Source organism: Dysgonomonas sp. Marseille-P4677, from assembly GCF_016652235.1.
Lineage (GTDB): Bacteria > Bacteroidota > Bacteroidia > Bacteroidales > Dysgonomonadaceae > Dysgonomonas.
In genome coordinates this window covers 1-5,902 of the sequence record NZ_JAEPKU010000189.1, presented here as the reverse complement: position 1 = coordinate 5,902, position 5,902 = coordinate 1, and the positions used below count along the sequence as shown (strand labels likewise).

Below are 5,902 nucleotides of genomic sequence, written 5' to 3'. Positions count from 1 at the left end.
AGTATATGTTGTACTCATTTATATTTATGTTTACAGGTGTTTTGCTGGGAGTTTTCTCTTTGCAGCAAGAATCTGGTTTTGCCAATTTGATTCTTAGTCCTGAATATGTAAACCAAACTTTAGAGAATATAGAAAATGGTGATCCGATGGCCATATATAAGCAAGAAGGCAAAGAATCCATGTTTTTTGGTATAGCAACCAATAACATTTGGGTGGCTTTTTTTGCTTTTATAGGAGGAATTCTTTGCTCCATTGGAACTGTGTATGTATTGTTTTCGAATGGGGTAATGCTAGGCGTGTTTCAATATTTCTTTTATACAAAAGGATTATTAGCTACATCTGCATCGGTTATATGGCTACATGGAACACTCGAAATCTCAGCTATTATTATTGCAGGAGGTGCCGGAATGATTCTAGGTAACAGTTTATTGTTTCCCGGAAGTTATAACAGAGTTTATGCATTACAAAAGGCAGTAAAAGATGCTGTGAAAATAGTAGTGGGGCTGGTACCTGTATTTATTGTCGCTGCGTTTATCGAAAGTTATATAACACGACTTACCGAAATGCCGTTGTTGTTGAAACTAACGATAATTGGTCTGTCCGCCTTATTTATTGTTTGGTACTTTATTTATTATCCTTATCTCGTAAATAGAAAAACTAATGAAACAATCTGAAAAAATTAAATTATTTGGTAGTAGAGACTTTAGTGGAAACTTTGATATGTCAGTCAAGTTTATCAAACAAAATTATGCTCCGATATTTAAAGCTCTTTGCTATTTGATACCATTGGCACTTATTGCTGCATATTTTATGCCTAACTTATTTCGTTTGTATTACGATATAGGAGCAAACCGTATACCCAACACTTTTAATGATGGGACAGAGCTTTTAGGAATGCTTATAGCATATCCATTACTTCTGATTATAATGTTTGTTATATCATTATATACTATATCTTACATGGCATTATATGTTAAAACGGAAGATGGTGTTGTAAATAGTTCGGACGTCTGGCGTAAGGTGCGTAGTGTGGCACTACCTGTATTTGGTGGTTCTATATTATTCGGAATTGCTTTTTCTCTAGGATATATATTATGCCTAATACCCGGGATTATTGTTGCAGTATATTTTGGTTTTTATTCGTATGCATATATTAATGAAGATCTGGGTATAATCGATAGTTTTAAGCGGAGTGTTGAACTGGTACAAAACAATTGGTGGATAACTTTAGGTTATACTCTGGCTTTTTCTTTCATAATAGGTATGGCATATATAGTATTTGCTATTCCACTATATATCGGAATGATAGGAAGTATGTTACAAGTGGAGTTTCTTGCAAGTGGCATCACTTTCATTATTGCCATGATGATAGCTTTTGTCGGATATATATTCCTTTACCCCGCCTTTTTTATGGCTATGGGCGTTATGTACTATAGTCACCGTAACAAATTAGAAGGAGTAGATATGGAAACTGAAATAGACAATATCGGAACTTACGGCGATTCTAGTAATAATTCATTCTAATTTTTAAACAGGTTGGTAAGTAACAAAATAAATATAATAATGATCAAGGGCATCCTTCTTGTGCTTTTCATCTGTTTATATATTCCTGTATCTGCGCAAATGGATACCATACAGGGCGCTGTTCAATCACCTCTAGAATTCGTATCTTTTCGGATTCCTGATAAGGAAAAAATAGAAGAATATAAAAAAGATTCTCGTTTCGAATACAAAAGAATTGAAAAAGACCCTTCATTATGGGATAAGATAAAAGCCTGGTTCTTCAATCTGTTTGGAAATCTATTTGAAGCCTTTGCCAGATCGGGAATGCCCGGTATGATAGTTTTAATAATAATTGTTACTCTTATATGCCTGGCTATTTTGAAATTCTTTGGGGTAGATTACCGGAAGGTACTAGGCAGGAAGACTATAGATACGCCGGAAATAGATATCTATACCGAAAATGTGCATGCTATGGACTTCGATTCACTTATTGCAAATGCGATGAAGAATAAGGATTATCGCTTAGTGATTCGTTTCTTATATCTAAGAAATCTAAAGTTGCTTTCGGATAAGGAAATAATAGAATGGAAGGCAAATAAGACAAACTATAGTTATCAACACGAAATAAAAGATGCTGCTGTACGTTCTAAATTTCTGGAGAATACATTGATCTTTGATTATGTATGGTATGGGGAATTTACGCCTGATGAAGGAAGCTTTTCAGGGATGTATACGCGAATGGATGATTTCTCTAAAATGTTAACCAATGAAAGATAAGAAGATAATAGCACTCGTAGTGGTGATTGTCCTCTTATTATTTGGACTCTCATTTGCTAAAACCAAAGAGCCTAAACCTGTAGATTGGTCAGCTACATTCATCAATTCTAAGACCGATCCGTATGGAACATATATTACCTATGAGTTATTAAGTGATATTTTCGAGAAGAAAAAGATAAGAACAACACGTGTCCCTGTCTATAATAATCTCTCAAAGAGACTTGATGAGTATTATTCATATGATGATGTATCATATGATACTAATACGATTGAGACTTATCAAAATACTGATGAGTATCAAGATGAAAGTGATTATTTGATAGAAGATTCCATCGTTAGTAACGAATACCTGAACGATACTACAGATATGTTATTGCATGAAGAATATGATCCGACGGCATGGTTTCATGAAATGGATAATATGTCGGATACAACTTCATATGTATTTATAAATTCCAGATTTAAGGTTGATAAACTTGATTTAGAGTATTTATTAGAGTTTGTCGGCTTAGGAAATAATGTTTTCATATCTGCCGAAACTATAGACCAGCAGCTATTGGATACGCTGAAAATAAAGGCTGAGACTCAGTATTTTCAGACAGATACCATTTACAATATGACGGATTATCCGGAGAGAAAATACCGTTTCGGAAATGTATTAGGCCAAATGAAATTTAATACGGATAGTTGCAAGTTGCCATTGAGGACATTGGCTTTCAATAATAAGAAGGATACTGTTTTTATTGATATTAGTTACGGAAAAGGTCACTTTTATTTACATGCCGTTCCGACAGCATTTGCAAATGTAAATATGTTACAAACCGAAAAATATGATTTTGGATTCAGATGCTTGTCATATCTTCCTCAAAATAGTAAAATAATTTGGGATGAATACCTTAAACAAGGTGCGGTAAACGAAGGTAGCCAATTCAGGGCTATGCTAAATAATCCGCCATTACGTATAGCCTTATACATTATATTAGGAGGATTGCTTCTTTTTATGATTTTTAGAGCGAAGCGGACACAACGTGTAATTCCGGTTATAAATCCACCTGTAAATTCATCATTGGAATTTCTTGGAACTATTAGCAATCTATATTATCGAAAAAGCGATTTTAATACTATCGTTGAAAAGCGACATGCATATTTTCTCGATTTTATCAGGAAAAATTATTATATGTCCACAGAAAGTACAAATAGTGACTTTATAAACTTACTGAGTGCTAAATCAATGATGGATAGGGATAAATTAACTGAATTATTCTCTTTATATCAAAATATATCTACTTTAGCATTTATATCAAATGATATGTTTTTGAAATACAATAGTCTCTTGGAAGAGTTTTATAAAAACGTAAAAAATAAATAAATATAAGATATATGTCAGACTTAGAATTTGAGTCGAGAATAGATTTCTCCGAATTGAGCCAAAGTGTTCAAAGTATAAAAGATGAGATAGGAAAAGTGATTGTTGGTCAACATCAAATGATTGAACAATTTATCGTGGCTATTCTGGCAAATGGCCATGTACTAGTAGAAGGTGTTCCCGGGGTAGCGAAAACATTATCGGCAAAACTACTGGCAAAAACAATAGATGTTGGGTTTAGTCGTATACAGTTTACTCCCGATTTAATGCCTTCAGATGTATTGGGTACAAGTATATTTCTTCCGGGATCGGGAAAATTCGAGTTTAAAAGAGGACCTGTTTTTTCTAATATTGTTCTTATAGATGAGATAAATCGTTCCCCGGCAAAAACTCAGGCAGCCCTGTTTGAAGTAATGGAAGAACGACAGGTTACTAATGATGGAGTCACGCATAAAATGGACTATCCATTCCTTGTTATTGCAACTCAGAATCCAATAGAACAAGAAGGAACATATCGCTTGCCGGAAGCTCAATTAGACCGTTTCTTGTTTAAAATAATAATTGATTACCCAAATATTGTAGAGGAAATAGCAATATTAGACAGACAGAATAGAGGAGAGCTTACTATTGATATAGGAATAAATGCTATACTAGATGCTTCTAAGCTAAAGCGTCTGCGTGAGGCTGTAGAAAAAGTACAGGTAGAACAACATTTACTTGAGTATATAGCCCAGATAGTATCTGCAACCCGTCAGAGTCCGTGGATTACTTTAGGGGCTTCACCTCGTGCATCGCTAGCCATCTTAAATGCATCTAAAGCATTGGCTGCGATAAGAGGGCGGGATTTCATTACTCCCGATGACATAAAAGAGATAGCTGTGCCTGTGCTTCGTCACAGGGTTTTATTAACCCCCGAAAAGGAGATGGACGGTACATCTACCGATACGATTATATGGCAGTTGATAGACAAAGCGGAGGTTCCTCGGTAATCAGATTCATTAAGAGTTTATATCTTAATAATTTGTTTTTCTTCACATTGATGTTCTTTGTGCTGGGGTTCTTTGTGTGTTTTATATTTGATGAATATTTCTATCTGATGCAAATTGCGCTAGGAGTTTTCTTTGTATTTCTAGTGTTGGACATATTCACTGCATATCGTCAGAAAACGGGATTAGTAGCCTCGCGTAATTGTCCGGACAGACTATCGAATGGAGATAAAAATACGATTTCAATCTCAGTAACAAATCGATATCCATTTAAAGCGAAAATAAAAATTGTAGAAGAAGTTCCTTTTCAGTTTCAAAAAAGGAACCTTTCATTTAATGTGTCATTGAATATTAATAGCTCTGAGGTTTTCTATTATGATTTACGGCCAACAGAACGAGGAGTTTATAGATTTGGTGCATTAAATATATATGCTGCCGGATTATTCGGATTTATTAGTAGGCGTTATATATTTGACAATAATAAAGATGTTGCTGTATATCCTTCATTTATAGAAATGCATAAATATGAATTACTGGCGGCCTCACACCGACTGACTGATTATGGTATAAAACGTATAAGGCGAATAGGGCATGCTACGGAATTCGATCATATAAAACACTATATCATAGGCGACGATCCTCGTACAATTAATTATAAGGCTACTGCACGTATGAATCAATTGATGGTTAATACATATCAGGAAGAAAAATCTCAGCCGGTATACTGTCTCATAGACAAAGGACGTACGATGAAGATGCCGTTCAACGAGATGTCTCTACTCGATTATGCTATCAATTCAACATTGATGGTTTGCAGTACTGCGTTAAACAAGGGGGATAAAGCTGGTTTAATAACATTCTCAAAGAATATCGATGAGATACTTCCCGCCGACAAGCAACGCCGTCAGCGTAATAAGATATTAGAAACTTTATATGCTCAAAAGACCGATTTTAAAGAATCAGATTATGAGCGTTTATATATAACTATCCGCAGGAAGTTGACACAGAGGAGCCTGATAATTCTTTATACCAATTTCGAAACATTAAATGGTATGAGACGACAATTAAAATATCTGAGTAGTCTTGCCAAAGATCATTTAGTATTAGTTGCGTTTTTCTTGAATTCCGAATTTAATGAAGTATTGGATATTACGCCTACCAATCTGGAAGAAATTTTTAGAAAAGGGATGGCCGAAAAGTTATCGAATGATAAATTTCTTATTGTAAAAGAGCTTAATAGATATGGTATACATACAATATTATCTAAACC

General features: G+C 34.5%; 6 protein-coding genes. All 6 read left to right on the top strand.

Going from position 1 to position 5,902, the window contains the following annotated elements; translation table 11 throughout:
- A partial coding sequence (locus tag JGH11_RS18710; protein ID WP_201114340.1) for a stage II sporulation protein M occupies positions 1–674 on the top strand: 674 nt, incomplete at its 5' end.
- Positions 661–1,524 (top strand): hypothetical protein, encoded by an 864-nt coding sequence (locus tag JGH11_RS18705; RefSeq protein WP_201114338.1) that lies wholly within the window; start codon positions 661–663, stop codon positions 1,522–1,524. The genes JGH11_RS18710 and JGH11_RS18705, both read left to right, overlap by 14 nt.
- A gap of 39 nt (positions 1,525–1,563) precedes the next feature.
- Entirely contained in the window at positions 1,564–2,280 is a 717-nt protein-coding gene (locus JGH11_RS18700; protein ID WP_236264199.1) for a hypothetical protein, read from the top strand.
- Complete coding sequence (locus JGH11_RS18695; protein ID WP_201114336.1) at positions 2,270–3,649, top strand: DUF4350 domain-containing protein; 1,380 nt, start codon at positions 2,270–2,272, stop codon at positions 3,647–3,649. The genes JGH11_RS18700 and JGH11_RS18695 overlap by 11 nt, the downstream gene beginning before the upstream one ends.
- 11 nt (positions 3,650–3,660) lie before the next feature.
- Complete coding sequence (locus JGH11_RS18690; protein ID WP_201114334.1) at positions 3,661–4,635, top strand: MoxR family ATPase; 975 nt, start codon at positions 3,661–3,663, stop codon at positions 4,633–4,635.
- Positions 4,599–5,902: DUF58 domain-containing protein (locus JGH11_RS18685; RefSeq protein WP_201114332.1), on the top strand; the 1,304-nt coding region annotated here is incomplete at its 3' end. The genes JGH11_RS18690 and JGH11_RS18685, both read left to right, overlap by 37 nt.

What these genes read in the sequence shown, in the direction of transcription:
- JGH11_RS18705 (WP_201114338.1), top strand. Translation starts at nt 661, where the DNA reads ATGAAACAATCTGAAAAAATTAAATTATTTGGTAGTAGAGACTTTAGT.
- JGH11_RS18695 (WP_201114336.1), top strand. Translation starts at nt 2,270, where the DNA reads ATGAAAGATAAGAAGATAATAGCACTCGTAGTGGTGATTGTCCTCTTA.
- JGH11_RS18690 (WP_201114334.1), top strand. Translation starts at nt 3,661, where the DNA reads ATGTCAGACTTAGAATTTGAGTCGAGAATAGATTTCTCCGAATTGAGC.
- JGH11_RS18700 (WP_236264199.1), top strand. Translation starts at nt 1,564, where the DNA reads ATGATCAAGGGCATCCTTCTTGTGCTTTTCATCTGTTTATATATTCCT.